This window comes from Asticcacaulis sp. AC402, from assembly GCF_000495835.1.
GTDB lineage: Bacteria > Pseudomonadota > Alphaproteobacteria > Caulobacterales > Caulobacteraceae > Asticcacaulis.
Genome location: NZ_AWGC01000012.1, coordinates 174458 through 191676 on the forward strand (window position 1 = coordinate 174458; position 17219 = coordinate 191676).

Consider the following 17219-nt stretch of genomic DNA (forward strand, 5'->3'; position numbering starts at 1 on the left):
GACAATTGAAACATGCGGGACGCGCCTTTTGATTTTGCGTTAACCTTGACGCCCGTGCGGGCTTGCAAACTTTCGGATTGTGCTCGGGCGCCAAACCTCAAAAATAACAGACACGTCGTTCACATACAAACCATCGCAGCGAAAAAACTTCAATAAATTAAGGTGGTTAACGTGTATTTTTGACAATTGTGACAATATTAAATGGTCACTACCGCCACATGTCTATCCGAGCGCAAATCTAAAGTGTCACTTTACATAGAAAAATCTATGGACACTTTTATATTTATCATTTTATTACTTTTTGAATGATCGTGTTTGCGAAAAACCTATGGGCGTGCATCGAACTGTGAAAATCCGTCGCCGGGAGAATGGCTGTGTCCTTTAACTCAGACCATTTTGATCTGACGAAATGGAAGCTGACCGTTCCGGTCGACCGCCAGGGCAGCACGTCCGGCACGGCCGAAACCATCCACGACCTCACCCAGTATGCTGATCCGCTCTATTTTTACGTCAGTACCGACGGAGCCATGATTTTCAGCGCTCCGGTCGACGGCGCCACGACGCCCGGATCCAACTATGCCCGCTGCGAACTGCGTGAACTCATCGATGGCGAGCCGGCGGCCTGGCAACCCCGCGACGGCGGCACCCTGACCGCCACCCTCGCCGTCAACCGCTGCCCAACCCTCGGCGACGAACGCCTGGCCAAGGTTGTGATCGGCCAGGTTCATGGCACAAGCGATGAACTGGTGAGACTCTACTACGATTCCGGGACGGTCTATTTCGTCAATGATCGTGCCGGGGCGAACAACACCGAAACCCGGTTCGAACTGCGCAATGCGGCGAACCAGTCCTGCAGCATCGATATCGGCGAAAAGTTCAGTTACAAGATCGACGTCCAAGGCGAGTGGCTCACGGTAGAGGTCTATGCTGACGATCAAACCTATTCCATCACAACCGCCGTCAACAGCGTCTGGGAGAACGACGACCTTTACTTCAAGGCCGGCATTTATCTCGGCGCCAATGAAACGACGGCAACCGGCACCGGCGAGGTAGCCTTCTACGGACTGGATTTCGGCCATGCGCCAGGCGAGGGCCTGGAGGGACTGGTCAGCATTGCCATACCGCAAGCGAGCGTCGATCTGTCTGGCGGCGTCAACAACGACAATCTGAACGGCGGTATTGCATCGGACCTGCTTAGTGGCGATGGCGGAAACGACATCGTCAACGGCAATGGTGGGACCGACAGTCTGTATGGCGGCGACGGCGACGACTGGCTGAACGGTGGCAATGAGGCCGACTCCCTTTGGGGCGGCAGTGGCAACGATACCTATCTGGTCGATCATACGGACGATCGTATCACCGAAAATTCCGATCCAGACGGTGGCATGGACAAAGTACTGGCAACCGTCACCTACACCCTGGCAGACGATGTCGAAACCCTTGTCTTGATGGGCTCCGGCGACATCCATGCGACCGGAAACAGCCAGGACAATGCTTTGTTCGGCAATGCCGGGGCCAACAGAATGGAGGGCGGCCCGGGCGCCGACACGATGCGTGGCGGGGGCGGTCATGACACCTATGTCGTCGACGCGGCCACAGACAACGTAATCGAGTTGGCCAGTTCCGGCAAGGACCTGGTCATCAGCTATGTCGACTTGCAACTGGGCGACTATGTCGAAACCCTGTCCCTGACCGGCGACGCGGTCTCAGGCGTCGGCAACGGGCTGGATAACGCCCTGACGGGAAACTCCGGCAACAATAGGCTGAGCGGAGGGATGGGCGTTGACTCGCTCGACGGCGGGATCGGCGATGACGAACTGGACGGAGGAACGGGCGACGACCGGCTGGTCGGTGGTCAGGGCGATGACAGTTTCGCGGTCGATAGCCGCGGGGATGTCGTTGTTGAGGCGGCTGGGCAGGGCAGCGACACGGTTTTCAGTGCGGTCAGCTATGAACTGAGGAACCACGTTGAAAATCTGGTTCTGATGGGGGCAGCCGATATCGACGGCACGGGCAATGGGCTCGGCAATCTCATTGAGGGTAACGTCGGCCATAACGCCCTGACCGGCGGCAGCGGTGTGGATCGCCTCAGCGGCGGGGCCGGCGATGATCGCCTGGCCGGGCTGGGCAGTGATGATGTGCTGGACGGTGGAACCGGCAATAATGTGCTCGAAGGTGGGGCGGGCAATGACCGGTTTGTCTTTGAGTTTCATCCGGGTTCGGAAAGTTCGCCCCCTGCGATCGATGTGATTACGGATTTCGAAGGTGCCGGCCTGCCGGGCGGCGACCTGATCCACCTGCCGAGCCTCTACGACAACCGGCCCCTGGTGTTGAACCTGACGGAACATGCTGGTCCGTTTGCGGACGCGCCTGGCATTGCGGCGACGTTGCTGGCACCGGAATTCATCGGCGACCATCTGATTGATGTGTCATGGTATCAAAATGTAGCGCTAAGCCGGGTCGAGGTCTGGGTCGACGGCAATGATGACGGGCAGTTTTCGCCAGGCGATCTGTTAGTCTGTTTGAACGGTGCATCTTCACTGACGACGGGGGATTTTGTTGACAACCTTTTGGGATGGCGTGGCACTGCGCTTGGCGATGCGCAAGCGTTCAATGATCTGCCAAATTTGGGGTTCGGCGGCGGCGGGGATGATAGTCTGTCGGGCGGGCTTGGCCGGGACGCACTCTATGGCGGGGATGACAACGATCAGTTGAACGGAGACGCCGGTAATGATGATCTCCGCGGCGATGCGGGCGATGATACTCTGTCTGGCGGGGACGATGGCGACGATCTCTTCGATAACAGTGGCTTCAACAGCCTGAACGGCGGTGACGGGAATGATAACCTGTTTGGCACGGGTACATTGTCGGGAGATACCGGCGATGATGTTCTGGCGAGCGGTTGGGCCGACGGTACGCAACTGTTTGGCGGCGACGGTGACGATGTTCTGCAGGTAGGGACAGTTTCGTCGTCAGACGGCCCGTTCGATGGATTTCAAAGTGCTACGGGCGGCGCCGGGGCGGACCTTTTCTACGTCACGGGATGGAGCCCGGGATGGAGCCAGGCGCAGCAGATTGAACGGGTGCTGGACTTTAACAGCGCCGAGGGAGATCGGCTGGGTCTGTTCGGCATCAGCCATGGCATGACCATGGGCGGCGAAGACGGGAATCCTGAAACCCCCGGCCCCTGGGGAGTCGCAGGTGCGACGCTGCTGTTTCGCGGCCAGATGGATGCCTTGAATTTCGCCTACGGGGCGTCCTTGCCGGGGGATGATGTGGGATTAGGCTTTGTTCAGGCCTGGTATACGCATTTCGGCGGGGCAATGTATCTGGTGGTCGATGGCAACGGCAACCTGGTGTTCGACGAATCCGATGTGGCGGTTGAATTCGCTGGAAATTCGCAGACGACGCTTTCGCAGGGCGACTTTGTCGCGGACACGTTTGTTGCTGTAGCGCTCAGCCAGGCCTCCGACATGTTTGTCGCAACGGACGGTGATGACCGGGTCTATGGCGTGAGTGGCCATGACACGCTCGATGGCGCGGCGGGCGACGATGAACTTTTGGGCGGATCAGGTCACGATCTTGTCACGGGCAATCCTGGCAATGACGTGCTCCATGGAGCTGACGGCGACGACACACTGGCCGGCGAGGATGACCGTGACACCCTCAATGGCGGCGACGGCGATGATGTGCTGGACGGCGGGTCGAATGACGATCTGCTGAAGGGCGGTAATGGCTCGGATACGGCAAGCTTTGTCAGCGCGCCGTTTGCTGTGCAGGTCGATCTCAGCATCAACGGGGCGCAACCTACCGGCGGCGGGGGCAGCGATGCACTCGAGAGTATCGAGAACCTGACCGGGTCGGATTACAATGACAGCCTGACCGGCGACGGGGGCGATAATCGGCTCGACGGTGGCCTGGGCGACGACACCTTAAGTGGCGGCGACGGTAGGGATATCGCATCCTATGGCGCAGCGGGGGCGGCCGTCACGGTATCGCTGCTGCTGCAAAACCAGGCGCAGAACACCCTTGCCTTGGGCATGGACCATCTTGTCGGCATGGAGGGTCTGAGCGGCTCTGCCTACCACGACACCCTGACCGGTGACAGCGGAGGCAACTGGCTGGACGGCGGCGGCGGTGTTGACCGACTGATCGGCAGCGGCGGCAACGACACCTATTACGTCGACAACCCCGCCGACAATGTCGTCGAAAACCACCTCGCGGGCATGGACCTTATTGTCTCATCGATCAGCTATTCACTGGCCGGACGCGCGGTCGAGAGCCTGACCCTGACCGGCGAGGCCAACCTCAACGCCACGGGTAACGGCCTGGCCAACATCCTGACCGGTAATGCCGGCGCCAATCTGCTCGATGGCGGCCTGGGCGCGGACACCTATGCCGGCGGACTGGGCGACGACACCTTCGCGGTCGACCATGTCCAGGACCTGACCCAGGAAGTCGAAGCCGACGCTGGCATCGACACGGTTATCGCCTCGGTCAGCTACAAGTTGTTCGATACCGGAACGGAAGTGTTGACGCTTACAGGCGCAGGTAATTTGAACGCGACGGGCAATGTCGCTGGCAATACCCTTATCGGGACGATCGGTAACAACCGGCTGGACGGCGGTGCAGGTGTTGACACGCTTTCGGGCGGGCTGGGCAACGATACCTATATCGTCGATGTCACGGGTGATGTGGTTGTGGAAGGTGCTGACAGCGGGATCGATATCGTCCAGTCAAGCGCGACCTGGACCCTGGCGGCCAATGTCGAAAACCTGTTCCTGACCGGTGTGGCTGCGGTCGACGGCTTTGGCAACGATCTGGGCAACCTCCTGTTCGGCAACAGTGCGGTCAATACGCTGACGGGCGGGTTGGGTGATGACACCTATGTGGTCACTGACGGCGACCTGGTCGTTGAAGCGGCCGGCGCGGGTAAGGACACGGTCCAGTCCGGCCGGACCTGGACCCTGGCGGAAAACCTGGAGAACCTGACTCTGACGGGATCGGAGGCGGTTGACGGCTTCGGCAACGCGTTGAACAACTACCTGTCCGGCAACACGGCGGTCAATGTGCTGACCGGCGGGCTGGGCGATGACAGCTACAAGGTCCACACCAGCAGCGATGTCGTGGTCGAAAACAGCGGCGAAGGTACCGACACTGTCTTTGCCATCGCCAACTTTACGCTTTCGGCCAATATCGAGAACCTGACCCTGATCGGCATCAACCATGTCACGGCGACGGGTAATGGGCTGAACAATGTGCTGATCGGCAATACCGGCATCAACACCCTGACCGGCGGGTTAGGCGATGACACCTACTACATTCAGAATGCGACGGACACGATTATCGAGCAGCACCTGCAAGGGACTGACACGGTTTTTTCCAGCGTCAGCTATTCGCTGTTCGCCCGGGCGATCGAGACCCTGATCCTGCAGGGGACGGAAGCGCTGACGGCTACCGGCAACAGCCTGGCCAACAGCCTGACCGGCAATGCCGGCGACAATATCCTGATCGGTGGCGGCGGCAACGACACCTATACCGTCCAGAATTCCGGCGACAGCACGGTCGAGAACGCCAATGAGGGCATGGATACCGTGCTGTCGAGCATTAGCTGGACGCTGGGCAACAATGTCGAAAACCTGACGCTGATCGGCATCAACCATGTCAACGCCACGGGCAATGCGCTAAACAACGTCCTGACGGGCAATGGCGGCATCAACACCCTGACCGGCGGTTTGGGCGATGACACCTACTACGTCCAGAACGCCACCGACACGGTCGTCGAGCAGCACCTGCAGGGGACGGACCTTATCTATGCGACGGTGACCTATTCGCTCTTCGGACGGGCGGTGGAGGCTCTGATCCTGACCGGCGCCGCCGACCTGAACGCCACGGGCAATAGTCTGGCCAACACCTTGACCGGCAATAGCGGGGCCAACACTCTGGACGGCCGGGCTGGCAACGATCTCCTGACCGGCGGCCTTGGCGCAGACGTCTTCCTGTTCGGGACAGCCAGCGGCACGGACATGGTTGGTGATTTCAGCGCGACGCAGAACGACACGATCAATGTCAATGCCCATACGGGTGGGGTTGCCAATGTCGCCCTGGTCACTCAGGTGGGAATGGATGTCGTGATCAACCTGGGCGGGGGCAACATCATCACCGTGTTAAGCGCCACCCAGACCGATGTGATAAGCCAAATGATCTGGTAACGCTGCGCTGCCATGGATCAAATTCAAGGAAACCTATAGTCAGCCAAATGGATTGTTGTTTGCGGCGAGATAGGCCGTTTCTTCCGGCGTGGAGTCGCGGTCGAGGACGGAATTACGATGGGGAAATCGGCCGAACTGCTCCACGATAGCGCAATGGCCCGTCGCAAAAGCTAGCAGTTCATCGGCCCCGGCTTTCAGCGCCGTGAACTGCGCGACGCACAGACGTTGAAGGGTCGCGTCCTCGGCATGCATCAGCGGCATGTAGAAGAAATGGCGCTCGGCGAAGGTGAGGACCTTGTCCATTTCACGCGCGATGCCGTCGAGAGCCAGTTCCTGCGCCTTATCGTCGACGGCGTAGGACTCCGGCGAGCCACGGTGAATGTGCCGGGAGAATTGGTCGAGCACCAGGATCAGCGCCAGCCGGCCCCGTGGGGTTTGCGCCCAGTCATCGTATTGGCCCTGGCGAGCGGCCGCCAAAAGGTCGCCGAAGCGACGGCGCACCTCGTCGTCGAGGTCCGCTCCGCCGCGGAACCAGTCGTCCGGCGTCAGGTGTCTGAACCAGAAGTCAATAACCGAAGTCTGTTCGTTGGTCATGGTGGTACCTCCATTCGTGCCAAAAACTGACATAATTCAGACGGATCATCCATGCCAATCACGGTGTCGGCAGCAGGGGAAAGTAAAAGGACCCCTCCGTCTCGACGCGGTCGCCCCATGGCGGCTCCGTTGCTCGCTATGGCAAAGGGCCGCCCCACTCCCCATTGAAGAAATGGGGACGAGAAGGAAGATTAATGAAGCGTCTTATCATCGCCATAGCGGGCTGTTTGGTCGGGTTGTCAGCCAGCGCTGCGGCGACGCCGGAGGGCGATGTTTCCGAAGCCGCCTACCAGGCTTGGGTGACGGATAACCGAATGGCGGCGCAGGTGCAGGCGTTTGAAGCACATCTCGCCAGCAACGGAGTCGCGGGTGTTTTGCCGACCTATCAGATCTTACGGACCTCTTCGCGTTGGCAGGCATGCAAGGCAACGGCGTTTGAGCTGCCGCCTAGGGAACTGTGGCCCAATGTCTTACCCGTGCTGCGTTATATCCGGACCGAGGTTGAGCCGAGGATCGGCAGGGTTCAGGCCGTGTCCGGTTATCGCAATCCGGAGCTCAATGGGTGTTCCGGTGGCGCGAAGCAAAGTGCGCATCGCAATTACTTCGCGCTGGATCTGGTGCCGGAAGCTGGACTCTCGCGGGGTGAACTGATCAAGGAGATGTGCCAGGTTCATCGCGACAAAGGACAGAAAGGGCGTATCGGGCTGGGGTTTTACAGCGGCGTGCGTTTTCATCTCGACAGCAAGCGGTATCGGACCTGGGGTGCAGATGGAACGGGCGCGACATCGCCGTGCAACGGGGCGTGATGGTTTCCGCGGGTTCGGATTTGGAGGTCAGGCTCGGAGAGGGCAGCGTGCGCTGGTCCTTCAGCGAAGCCCCTCACCCGATCGCCCACGCTTCGCTTGGCTCTCGTCCTCTCCCCTCAAAGCGGTGGGGAGAGGGAAGACCGTAGGATTCCAAAGTTTCGGCTAGGCTTTCGGCTTCAGCAGGCCGTGCATGGCCAGCCAGCGGACATAGGCGTCGAACCAGCCGGTGCTTGTGGTTTCCTTCGCATACATGCCAAAGCCATGGCCGCCTTGTTCGTAAAGGTGGAACTCGACCGGGCGCCGGGCAGCACGCCAACTGTCGATAAGCCCGTAACCGCTGTTGGCGAAAAAGGGATCGTCGGCGGCAAGCGCAACAAACAGAGGCGGCGCGTCGGCCGGCACCGTCACAGGTGCCAGCGGGCCATAGATATCGGCTATAAAGGCGGGCTTCGCCTCCTGGCCGGCCAGGGTTGTCGCGATGGTGAGCATCGCGCCAGCCGAAAAGCCGATCATGCCGATGCGGTCGGGATCGACATGCCATTCCGCGGCACGGGCGCGGACCAGGGCAAAGGCTGCGCGCGCATCGTCGATCTGCGGCGTAAGACCGGCGACGGCCTCTTGTGGCGTCGCACGCGGCGGCCGCGCGGCGCCGGAAAACATCTCGCGCATCGAGGCTTCGAAACCTGGCATATCCTCCGGTGTCGGATTGAGACGGTATTTCAGCACGAAGGCCGCCACGCCTTTCTCAGCCAGGGCCCGGGCGACATCCCAGCCCTCGTTCTCCATAGACAGCGTGCGAAAGCCACCACCGGGTGCAACGATCACCGCGGCGCCCGTCGCCTTGGCCGGATCAGGCAGGAACGGCGTCAGGGTGGCGACCGTAACGTTGCGCGCGAAGACGCTGTTATACTGGCTGTGCCAGGATTCGGCAGCGGTCGCGCCCGGCAAGGGCCCGGTGCCCAGCATAATGGCGTTAGGTTGCTCGGGAATTGCAATCGGCGTCATAGTGTCGTTCAGCGCCAGGGCCGGCGAGGCGAGCGCGCAAGCCACGGCCAGTGCTACAGCGGCCGTCGCGGTGCGAAACAGGCGGGCAATGGGGACAAACCTATCCCCGCAGATTTGCGTTATCATGGTCATCTTCCCTTCACGTTTTTCTCTCACTGCGACGCCGCAGTGGCGCCGGAACCGGCAACGTTTCGTCCGACAATTACACAGTATTCGTGGGATGGCAATTGAAAATGTGAGCGGTACCATAAGGGCGGTTCGATTCCCAGCTACCGACAAATTATAGCAAATTTAAGTGTTTATATGCTCGTTCATGTGCCGGCACGGCACTGCGTGTCGGCCCGCCGCAGGGTTGCAGTTTCAACAGTGCGCGGCGGCCAGTCTATTCGGCTGACCGCCCCCGCTTCCTTTCATTTTGGTCGCATTCGCTCGCGCCCTTTCCTCATGTCGCCAGATCTGTTAACCTTCGTAATCGATTACAATAGCCGCGGCGTAGCATGATCGTGGCACGATGTGGGAGAAGACCTTCATGAAGTTCCATGCCCTGGCGGCAACGGCTGCCTTTGCCCTGTTTGCCACGCAAGCCATCGCCGGAGACACCCTCGGCGTCTTCGAAAAACACGTCGATGTCGGTGCCACCGCCCTTCCCGGCCAGGCCAGTTTCAAAGAAGGTGCCTACAGGCTGACCGCCAGTGGCGCCAACATCTGGGGCGCAGCCGACGCCTTCCTCTTCGCCGCCAATACCGTCTTAGGTGACGTGGTTATCGCCGCCGACATTGCCTTCGAAGGCCAGGGCGTCGATCCCCACCGCAAGGCCGGGATCATGCTGCGCCAGACCCTGGATGCTGGCAGCCCCTATATCGACATCATGGTCCATGGCGACGGGCTGGTGTCGTTGCAATACCGCGAGACCCAGGGTGGCGAGACCCATCAGGTTGTCGCTACCCGGGGTGGCGCCAAGCGGGTGAAACTGGAGTACCAGAACGGTTATGGCTGGATGTCGCTTTCAGACGCCGACGGTGAGATGCGCTATGTCGGCGGCGGGGTGCGCTTGCCGTTAAGTGGGGCATATCTGGCCGGGCTGGCCCTGAGTTCGCACAATAATTCGGTCGCCGAGACGGCCGTGTTTTCGAATGTCGAGTTGAGCGCCCTGCCCGCCCGCGCCACGCCGACACCACAGACGAAAACCGAAAGCACTCTGGAAGTGCTCGATATCAGCAGCCGTAACCGCACCATCGTCTGGCACACCAAGGACCTGATCGAGGCGCCAAACTGGTCGCGCGACGGCACTACCTTGCTGTTCAATGCCAAGGGGCATCTGTTCACGATTCCCGTCTCCGGCGGCATGCCGACACAGGTGAACACCGGCACGCTGAACAGAATGAACAATGACCACGGCTATTCGCCGGACGGCAAGTGGATCGTGGTCAGTGACCAAACCCATCCCGACAACCAGTCGCGCATCCATATCCTGCCGGCCGCGGGCGGTGAGCCAAGACTGATCACGCCGAACGCGCCGTCCTACTGGCACGGCTGGTCGCCGGACGGAAAGACCCTGGCCTACATCGCCAGTCGTGGCGGCGACTACGACGTCTACACGATTCCTGTCGAAGGCGGGGTCGAAACGCAACTTACCACTTCACCGGGGCTGGACGACGGTTCGGACTATTCGCCCGACGGTGAGTGGATCTATTTCAACTCGGTCCGCAGCGGCAATATGAAGTTGTGGCGGATGAAGCCCGATGGCAGCGGCGCGCAACAGCTGACATTTGAGGAGGGCACACGCGACTGGTTCCCGCATCCGTCGCCGGACGGCAAATGGATCGCCTTTATCTCGTTCGGCACCGATGTCGCAGTGGGCGATCACCCGGCCAACAAGGATGTAAGCTTACGGCTTATGCCGGCGACGGGCGGAGCGCCGGTCGTGCTGACGAGGCTGTTTGGCGGCCAGGGCACGATCAATGTGCCATCGTGGTCCCCCGACAGCACCCAGATCGCCTTCGTCAGCTACCGGCCAGCGGGTGATTGACTTCAGCCGACACACGGGGTTTAGCTTACTTTTTTGGGGGGATCTGACTTGTGCGCCGTTTTCTGACTCTTACCGCCTGTTTTGCGGCCTTGGTGGCCGGTCCGGCTATCGCCCAGACAGATGCTTCCGATCCCAACTATCATGAATTGCTGCTCAATATCGGCGAAAGCGGTCGGATGGTCCAGACTGCGAAAATCACACGCAACAGCACCAGAAAGGACCTGACCGAGACACGGATTACCGAGGAAGTAGCCACTCTGGACTACGCCCTCCAGGATGACGGCGGCTATGCCATCACCCGGAAAGTCACGCAGTTCAAAAGCTCCGACGGCGATCGGTTACCCCAGACGATGAGCGAACGGAGCAGTGCCGCGCTCGCCAAAGCGGCGAGCGACATGACTGTAAGCTTTACAACAGACGAAAACTTGCGTCCCGTCCGCATCGAAAATTGGCCGGCGTTCAAGGATTTTGTTTACGAAGTCTTCGCATCCGCCGCCGTCATTCCCGAGGAAAAAGCTAGCATGCGCGCCTTCGCCGATAGCGTTTTCGGACAAATGACAGATGAATCTGCCGCTCCGCTTTTCCTCGCCAATGAGGCCTATCTGGCCGTGCCTCGAAACACGGCCCTGGTGTTGAACGAGCCGATCTCCTGGGACAGTCAGATTTCCATCCCGATCGGCAATGCCACCCTCGATGCCCGGGAAGTCATCGTGTTGACAGAATGGCGAGAGGCGACAAATACAGCCCGCCTGACCTACGATTATGCGCCCACGAGCGACTCCATGAGGGCCTTTCTGGCGGGTTTTTTGCCCCGCTTCATACAATTACTTAACCTGACAGACACGGCCCGCACCGAAATCGAACAACAGCTAGCCGCAGGAATGGAGTCAAGCCTCGTCGATATCAGTACGCACTGCGATTATAGTATGGCGATCGACACTGGCATCGTGAAGGAAGCGACCTGCGTCAAAACGGTTGCCTTCGCCTTCGGCCCGGAGAGCCGGAAGAAAGTCGACCTTTACGAGTTCAGCGAAATCCTTGCACAGTAAAGGCTTTCAACCGGTTGCGAATTTTTCTTACCTTTTATCGCGATACGACCTATAGGTAGTGCTGGCGAAATGCCCGTCGGGACAGGAATGGCCTGACGAATCCGCCAAAGAACCCAGCAGGCGCAGACCTGCAAAACGATAATAACCCCCGCAAGGGGGCGCAAAGACGTCCCCAGGAGGGGGTTTACATGGCTGACGAACGGAACGGCTCACCCCGCAATGAGCCGCGCGTCCATGCCCTTGGCGATTCTCTGTCCGGCACCAATCTCGAGCGCGCCGGCGATCATAACCAGCGTGTGACCCTTCAGGCCGTGCGCGCCGCCGGCGCGCCGATCACCCGCGCTGACATCGCCGACCTGACCGGCCTGACCGCGCCGGCCATAGCCAACATTACCAAGCGTCTGCTCAATGACGGCATGATTCTGAAGGCCGGCCGCCAGCTGGGCGGGCGCGGCCAGCCGGCGACCAAGCTGGTCGTTAACCCCGACGGCGCCTTTTCGATCGGGCTGAATATCGACCGCGACCACATCGCCATTGTCGCGCTCGACTTTGTGGGCCAGGTCCGCGCCCGGGTCTGCCGCGAAGTCCACTTCGCTATGCCCCAGGACGTCATCGCCTTTTTCAAGGCCGAGGTCGACAAGATCGTCTCGAGCCGCGCTATCGATATCGATCGCCTGATCGGCATCGGCATCGGAATTCCCGACGATCTGGGCCGCGTACCGGTTACCAACCGCCCAGACGCCTACGAAATCTGGTCGACCGTCGATGTCGCCTCGCTGGTTGCCGACGCCTTGATGGTTCCGGTGCCGGTCTATGTCGAAAACGACGCCGCCGCCGCCTCGATCGGCGAGATGCAGTTCGGTCACGGCCTGCAGACTCGCAGTTTCATCTACACCATCATTTCGGCCGGTCTGGGCGGCGGGCTCGTTATCGACGGCCATTATTACCGCGGCGCCGACGGCCGTTCCGGCGAGATAGGTTTCTTGCCGGTCAAGGACGAAAACGGCCAGACCCGCCCCCTGGAAGACATGGTGTCCCTGTATGCCCTGTACGAATATCTTGGCCAGGCCGGTTTCCGCGTCTCGACCCCGGATGAGTTGGAGCATCTGCCGCAGTTGGCCATCGACCGCGTTGAAGCGTGGCTGGATCGCGCCGCCGACCTGTTGTTCGAGCCGTTGCTGGTGATGAACTGCGCCATTAATCCGGAGGCCCACTTCATCGGCGGCCGCCTGCCTGCGCGGTTTATCGAACAGCTGTGCACCCGGATAAACGCCCGCATGGCGACCATGGGCGACCGCATCAAGAGCATAGCCCCGGTCAAACGCGCCGAACTGGCCGTCGATGCCGCGGCGCGCGGCGCGGGAATCCTGCCATTCAACGATCGCTTTCTGCCCATTCGCGAAGCCCTGATGAAGACCAACTAGAGCGCAATCCGACAAAGTGTTACGCCACCGCACAGGCGTCCCCGTTTTCGGATTGCGCTCTGGCCCTGGCAAGAACGGCGTGGGCCCTGCAACCGGGCTACGCGATGTGGCTGTGGCTGCAGCGACGGTAGGGTGACTACCAGCGCAGCAAGCGACTGCCGATGATGGCCGCGGCAGCCGTGAGAATGGCCACCGCCAAACCATACACCAGCAAGAGATAGACGGGCGCATCCATGTCGCAGTGGAGTGAATAGGCCGCGGCCATGAGCGAACCGACCGCCAGGCCCGCCATGGCGCCCAGTGTCACCGGATGCGAGGTCGCCGTCCGCCTTAGCCACAGCCGCCACATAGCTATCAACCCGGCGGCGCCGCCGCACAGGATGGTGAGATAGCACAGTCCGACCCCGCCGTCCAAATCGGCGCGCAGGTCAGCCACGCCAGAACGCCCTATATCCAGCCCAAAGGCGCCAACCACCACGACAAGCATGGCCGCGACCGGCAGGACGTGGCGCCACTCCAGCCAGCCTTCCGGACGCGCCAGGCCCGAGACGGCCCACAGCGCACTTGTTCCCGTCACAAGAAAAAGCAGCGGCTTTCCGACTGACATGAAGGTCATCGGGGCGCCGGTAAATTCCGGCCGCATACGGTAGAAATACACCACATAAATCATGGCCAGGATCAGGCCGACGCCGGCCCCCAGCCATAGCGGCCAGGCGCGCAAGGGTTTTACGGGCTTCAGGTTTTGCGTCAGCGCGTCGATCAGGGTGTCAGTCATCGCTGCCTCCGGCGACCTTGGCCTTGATCCCGACCATGGCCTGAAGTTTTTTCAGTCCGCGATGGACGATGACCTTGACGGCGGAAGGCGACTTGCCAGTGGCGGCCGCCGTCTCCTCAACGCTCAGTTCGTTCAGTTTGTGCAGGGTAATGATCCGAGCCTGATCAGCGGGCAGGCGACCCAGCAGCACCTTGACGTCGCGCGCCGCCAGATCCGGTTGCAAGCCGTCATCGACGCCCATGGCCTCGTCCAGCTCGATATGGACATGGCGGCCCGCCTTTCGAACATAGTCGATCAGCTTGTTGCGCGCGACCGCCGCGATCCACGGCATGAAGGGTGCGGAAACGTCGAAGGTGTGGCGCTTTTCGTGTAAACTCAACAGGGTCATTTGTACCAGATCTTCACAGTCGCCGCCATGCAGCCGGCGGCGGTAATAGGACAGGAGCCATGGCCGCACGGCGGCCAGAAGCTTGCGGTAGGATCCTGCGTCGCCGCTAAGCGCCGCTCGCATCCATTCCTGCCATTCATCTGAATTATACGTGTTCATGACCGTAAAGGTTACACCATCAGGCCGCTTTTTAAGGCGACACCCCCGAAACGGCATTTAAGCTGTGCCGCACCGGTCATGCCAGCGAAAAATTATCGCACGCGCTTGTGAACCTTTGCGCACCGGCCGCACCGCAGGGTCGGCCCCGATGGCGCCTCGCATAGAGTCAAGGTCAGCGCGGCCAGAGCGCAAGCCGATAAAGTGGACGCCACCGCACGGGCGTTCCCGCTTTCGGAAAAATTGCGCGACAAAACAAAAACTTAGAGCGGGGCTTTGATTCCATCAAAGCGCATCCCGCTCTGGAGTAACATCCGTGCGGACAAAATCGTCGCCTATCAACAACATGGGCAAGTCGCGTTCTCGCGCCAGGCCGTGAACACGTTCACATTTGATGTTCAAAGGCCTGGCGTTCTTCCATCCTCCCTTGTTGCACAATAGGGCAAAAGTTCTCGATTTAGCTCTCAAACAAATCAGCTGGACCGGCCGGCGTTGCCGGCGGAGTCAAGCCCAGATGGAGATAGGCACGGGCGCACGCCATGCGGCCGCGTTGGGTGCGCTGGATAAAACCCTGTTGCAGGAGATAGGGCTCAATCATGTCCTCGACCGCGTCCTTGGCCTCGGCAATCGCAGCCGACAGGGTTTCAAGCCCCACCGGCCCGCCCCCGTAGTTTTCGATCAGCGCCTTGAGATAGCGCCTGTCGGAATGATCCAGTCCGACCGGATCGACCTCAAGCCGTGCCAGGGCCTTGGCGGCGGATTTCTGGTCGATCAGCACCACCCCATCCGCCGCCGCAAAATCGCGTACCCGGCGTAGTAGCCGCCCGGCCACGCGAGGCGTACCGCGCGACCGGGAGGCGATTTCCAGCGCTCCATCTTCCGACAGGGGGGCGCCCATCTTGCGGCCAGTGCCCATAACGACGCGCACCAGTTCCTCCGGCGTATAGAATTCCAAACGCAAGGGAATCCCGAAGCGATCGCGCAGCGGCGTTGACAGCAGGCCCGCCCGCGTCGTCGCGCCGACCAGTGTGAACGGCGCCAGGTCGATACGCACGGTCCGCGCCGCCGGGCCGTCGCCGATGATCAGATCGAGGACGTAGTCCTCCATGGCCGGGTAGAGGATTTCCTCGACAACCGGGCTCAAGCGGTGGATTTCGTCAATGAACAGGACGTCGTTAGGTTCCAGGTTCGACAAGATCGCCGCCAGGTCACCGGCCTTGGCCAGGACCGGACCGGAGGTCGCGCGGAATCCGACTCCCAGTTCACGGGCGACGATCTGAGCCAGGGTGGTCTTGCCGAGGCCCGGCGGACCATAGAACAGGACATGGTCCAGGGCCTCGCGGCGTTGCGCGGCGGCGGCGACAAAGACCTTGAGATTGGCCTTCAATGGCGCCTGGCCGACAAAGTCGTCGAAGGTCTGCGGCCGCAGGGCGCGATCTTGCGCCCGTTCTTCGAAGTCACCCTCAGATTCGCCAGACACTAACCTTGCCATACTCACTTACTCAAATTCTTTAACGCCGTGCGTATCACAAGCGGCAGGGCGGCATCGGCACCCAGGTCACGCAGGGCGGTTTCGACGGCCAAACGCGCCTGGGTTTCCGAAACTCCTAATCCCATGAGGGCCGCCACGCTTTCGCCGTTGACCGTTGGCTTCAGCGGTTCGTCAGGTCTGAGTGCGACGGGCTCAAAAACCGCCGTTGTCAGCGGCTTGCCTTTCAACTCCACGACAATGCGCAGGGCCAGTTTCGGCCCGACGCCGTTGGCGCGCCCAACCGAAGCCTTGTCGTCCTGAGCCACCGCCTGGGCCAGTTGTACCGGGGTCAGAACATCGAGCACGGACAGGGCCGCCTTGGGGCCAACGCCCTGGACGGTCAGCAGTATCTGGAAGGCCTGACGCTCGTCCTTGTTGAGGAATCCGTACAGCCGCGTACCGTCCTCACGCGTCTGGCTTTCAATGTGCAGGAGGATCTCTGCGTCAGGCTTGGGCATGGCCGCCAGGGTGCGGACCCCGCAACGCACGATGTAGCCGACACCGCCGGCCTCGACGATCGCGTCTTCGTCACCCACTTCCAGCAAAGGTCCGCGCAGTCGTCCAATCATCAGGCGGCGCCTCTGCTGAGCGCGGCTTTCAACCCGTTCATCTTGCGTTTGTGGGCGTGCGTGATGGCGCAGGCCAGGGCGTCGGCGGCGTCGGCGGCAAGTCCGGCTTCGGCCTTGCCGGCCATGGGAAGCAAGCGTTTGACCATGAACAAGACCTGATCCTTTTCGGCCCGGCCGGCGCCGACCACCGACTTCTTGATGTCGAGCGCGGCATATTCCGCCACAGCCAGCCCGGCTTTCGCGGGGGCCAGCATGGCCGCCGCCCGGGCATGGCCCAGTTTCAGCGTCGAGGACGGATTCATATTGACGAAGGTCTCCTCGATGGCCGCCTCGTCGGGCTGCCACTGCGCAATGACCGCATTCACCCCCTCGAACAGATTAAGCAACCGCACGGCCAATGCGTCACCCTGCGGCGGCTCGATCACCCCGTGCGAAACCCAGGACAGACGCGCGCCTTCCGCATCGATCACACCCCAGCCGAGTCGGCGCAGACCGGGATCGAGTCCTAGAATCCTGACACGCATACCTACTCTGTTCATCATATGTTCGATTTAGCCATATTTGGTGAAAGTGTCAGCAAGTTTTACAACAAATCATCAAAACCAGCGAGAAAGCACGCACGCAGTGCCGTAGCGGCGTTGGCCGGAAAGTTGCACAACAGTCGCGGCACGGACCTTATTT

At 60.8% G+C, this 17219-nt stretch carries 12 protein-coding genes; 5 read left to right on the top strand and 7 right to left on the bottom strand.

From position 1 onward, the window contains the following. Window positions 1–374 precede the first annotated feature (374 nt). Complete coding sequence (locus tag ABAC402_RS41185) at window positions 375–6212, top strand: polysaccharide lyase family 7 protein (protein ID WP_162148510.1); 5838 nt, start codon at window positions 375–377, stop codon at window positions 6210–6212. A 39-nt stretch (window positions 6213–6251) separates the two neighbouring features. Here the strand turns inward: ABAC402_RS41185 and ABAC402_RS27175 are convergent, their stop codons facing one another. After that, complete coding sequence (locus tag ABAC402_RS27175) at window positions 6252–6806, bottom strand: DUF924 family protein (protein WP_023448863.1); 555 nt, start codon at window positions 6804–6806, stop codon at window positions 6252–6254. A gap of 194 nt (window positions 6807–7000) precedes the next feature. Here ABAC402_RS27175 and ABAC402_RS27180 point away from each other — a divergent pair, with 194 nt between their 5' ends. Next, window positions 7001–7612: a D-Ala-D-Ala carboxypeptidase family metallohydrolase gene (locus tag ABAC402_RS27180; protein ID WP_023448864.1), complete on the top strand. Its 612-nt coding sequence runs from the start codon at window positions 7001–7003 to the stop codon at window positions 7610–7612. A 162-nt stretch (window positions 7613–7774) separates the two neighbouring features. Here ABAC402_RS27180 and ABAC402_RS27185 read toward each other — a convergent pair whose 3' ends face one another. Then, window positions 7775–8743 carry an alpha/beta hydrolase gene (locus tag ABAC402_RS27185; protein WP_082179877.1) on the bottom strand — a complete coding sequence of 323 codons (969 nt, stop codon included), beginning with the start codon at window positions 8741–8743 and terminating at the stop codon, window positions 7775–7777. Between the two features lie 403 nt (window positions 8744–9146). Here ABAC402_RS27185 and ABAC402_RS27190 point away from each other — a divergent pair, with 403 nt between their 5' ends. The 3 genes from ABAC402_RS27190 to ABAC402_RS27200 all read left to right on the top strand — a co-directional run bounded on the left by ABAC402_RS27190 (window position 9147) and on the right by ABAC402_RS27200 (window position 13119). Further along, a complete protein-coding gene (locus ABAC402_RS27190) occupies window positions 9147–10646 on the top strand; it encodes a TolB family protein (protein ID WP_031235356.1) in 1500 nt (499 codons plus the stop codon). Window positions 10647–10696: 50 nt separating this feature from the next. Continuing rightward, a complete protein-coding gene (locus ABAC402_RS27195; protein WP_023448867.1) occupies window positions 10697–11695 on the top strand; it encodes a hypothetical protein in 999 nt (332 codons plus the stop codon). A gap of 188 nt (window positions 11696–11883) precedes the next feature. Beyond that, on the top strand, window positions 11884–13119 hold the full coding sequence (locus ABAC402_RS27200; protein WP_023448868.1) for an ROK family transcriptional regulator: 1236 nt from the start codon (window positions 11884–11886) through the stop codon (window positions 13117–13119). A 136-nt stretch (window positions 13120–13255) separates the two neighbouring features. Here ABAC402_RS27200 and ABAC402_RS27205 read toward each other — a convergent pair whose 3' ends face one another. The 5 genes from ABAC402_RS27205 to ruvC all read right to left on the bottom strand — a co-directional run bounded on the left by ABAC402_RS27205 (window position 13256) and on the right by ruvC (window position 17080). Further along, window positions 13256–13894 (bottom strand): NrsF family protein, encoded by a 639-nt coding sequence (locus tag ABAC402_RS27205; protein ID WP_023448869.1) that lies wholly within the window; start codon window positions 13892–13894, stop codon window positions 13256–13258. Continuing rightward, a complete protein-coding gene (locus ABAC402_RS27210) occupies window positions 13887–14441 on the bottom strand; it encodes a sigma-70 family RNA polymerase sigma factor (protein WP_023448870.1) in 555 nt (184 codons plus the stop codon). The genes ABAC402_RS27205 and ABAC402_RS27210 overlap by 8 nt, the downstream gene beginning before the upstream one ends. A 454-nt stretch (window positions 14442–14895) precedes the next feature. Then, window positions 14896–15930 (bottom strand): Holliday junction branch migration DNA helicase RuvB, encoded by a 1035-nt coding sequence (gene ruvB / locus ABAC402_RS27215; protein ID WP_031235358.1) that lies wholly within the window; start codon window positions 15928–15930, stop codon window positions 14896–14898. 2 nt (window positions 15931–15932) lie between these two features. Beyond that, window positions 15933–16538, bottom strand: coding sequence for a Holliday junction branch migration protein RuvA (gene ruvA, locus ABAC402_RS27220; RefSeq protein WP_023448872.1), 606 nt, complete (start codon window positions 16536–16538; stop codon window positions 15933–15935). Beyond that, the gene (gene ruvC / locus ABAC402_RS27225) at window positions 16538–17080 is read right to left on the bottom strand and encodes a crossover junction endodeoxyribonuclease RuvC (RefSeq protein WP_031235359.1); all 543 of its coding nucleotides are present in this window, start codon (window positions 17078–17080) and stop codon (window positions 16538–16540) included. The genes ruvA and ruvC overlap by 1 nt, the downstream gene beginning before the upstream one ends. Between the last annotated feature and the right edge of the window lie 139 nt (window positions 17081–17219).

Coding starts and splice junctions, on each gene's coding strand:
- ABAC402_RS27200 (WP_023448868.1), top strand. CDS start 11,884: ATGGCTGACGAACGGAACGGCTCACCCCGCAATGAGCCGCGCGTCCAT.
- ABAC402_RS27185 (WP_082179877.1), bottom strand. CDS start 8,743: ATGATAACGCAAATCTGCGGGGATAGGTTTGTCCCCATTGCCCGCCTG.
- ABAC402_RS27205 (WP_023448869.1), bottom strand. CDS start 13,894: ATGACTGACACCCTGATCGACGCGCTGACGCAAAACCTGAAGCCCGTA.
- ruvC (WP_031235359.1), bottom strand. CDS start 17,080: ATGATGAACAGAGTAGGTATGCGTGTCAGGATTCTAGGACTCGATCCC.
- ruvB (WP_031235358.1), bottom strand. CDS start 15,930: ATGGCAAGGTTAGTGTCTGGCGAATCTGAGGGTGACTTCGAAGAACGG.
- ABAC402_RS27180 (WP_023448864.1), top strand. CDS start 7,001: ATGAAGCGTCTTATCATCGCCATAGCGGGCTGTTTGGTCGGGTTGTCA.
- ABAC402_RS27190 (WP_031235356.1), top strand. CDS start 9,147: ATGAAGTTCCATGCCCTGGCGGCAACGGCTGCCTTTGCCCTGTTTGCC.
- ABAC402_RS27175 (WP_023448863.1), bottom strand. CDS start 6,806: ATGACCAACGAACAGACTTCGGTTATTGACTTCTGGTTCAGACACCTG.
- ABAC402_RS27210 (WP_023448870.1), bottom strand. CDS start 14,441: ATGAACACGTATAATTCAGATGAATGGCAGGAATGGATGCGAGCGGCG.
- ruvA (WP_023448872.1), bottom strand. CDS start 16,538: ATGATTGGACGACTGCGCGGACCTTTGCTGGAAGTGGGTGACGAAGAC.